Consider the following 842-nt stretch of genomic DNA (forward strand, 5'->3'; position numbering starts at 1 on the left):
GGTGTTGACCGACAAGCAGTGGGAGTTGCTGGAGCTGCTGTTGCCGAAATCCGAAGGGCGGGTGGGTCGTAACTTCGCCAACAACCGTCTGGTAGTGGAGGGGATGCTGTACCGGTTGCGCACCTGTTCGCCGTGGCGGGATCTGCCGGAGGTGTTCGGGCCGTGGCAGACGGTATGGAAGCGGCACCGCCGCTACGCCGCGGACGGCACATGGGATCGGGTGCTGACTGCGCTGCTGGCGCTGGCCGATACCACCGGTGACCTGGACTGGGTGGCCTCGATCGACTCCACGATCGTGCGGGTGCACCAGCACGGCGCGGGCGCCAGGCGCGACTCGGTGTCTGGGTTATGAACCTGCTGATCACGCGATCGGGCGCTCACGTGGTGGGTTGACGACTAAAGTGCATCTGGTCGCCGCCGGTCACGGTCGGGGCCTGGCAGTGCTGCTCACGCCGGGCCAATCAGGCGACTCGCCGATGCTCGCGCCGCTGCTGGAGGCGGTCGCGGTGCCCCGCCTCGAGGGCGGGCCCCCACGGCGCAACCCGCAGGTTGTGATCGCCGACAAGGCGTACTCCTCGGCCGCTAACCGGGCCTTATTGCGGCGCAAACGTATCCGCACCGTCATTCCCGAGCGGTCCGATCAACTCGCCCACCGCAAACGCAGAGGCCGCGGCGGTGGGCGGGCACCTGATTTCGATCGGGAGACCTACAAGCGGCGCAACGTCGTCGAACGCGCCTTCAACAAGGCCAAACACTGGCGTGCGGTGGCCACGCGGTATGACAAGTTGGCCATCACCTACCGCGCCGGAGTCGTCTTGGCCCTCGTCGTCGAATGGCTCAAG

At 67.0% G+C, this 842-nt stretch carries 1 pseudogene; it reads left to right on the plus strand.

Going from position 1 to position 842, the window contains the following annotated elements:
* Nucleotide 1 precedes the first annotated feature (1 nt).
* Nucleotides 2-842: pseudogene (locus NA4_RS39955) on the plus strand (IS5 family transposase); the annotation flags it as partial.

This window comes from Nocardia amamiensis NBRC 102102, assembly GCF_001612745.1.
Classification (GTDB): Bacteria; Actinomycetota; Actinomycetes; order Mycobacteriales; family Mycobacteriaceae; genus Nocardia; species Nocardia amamiensis.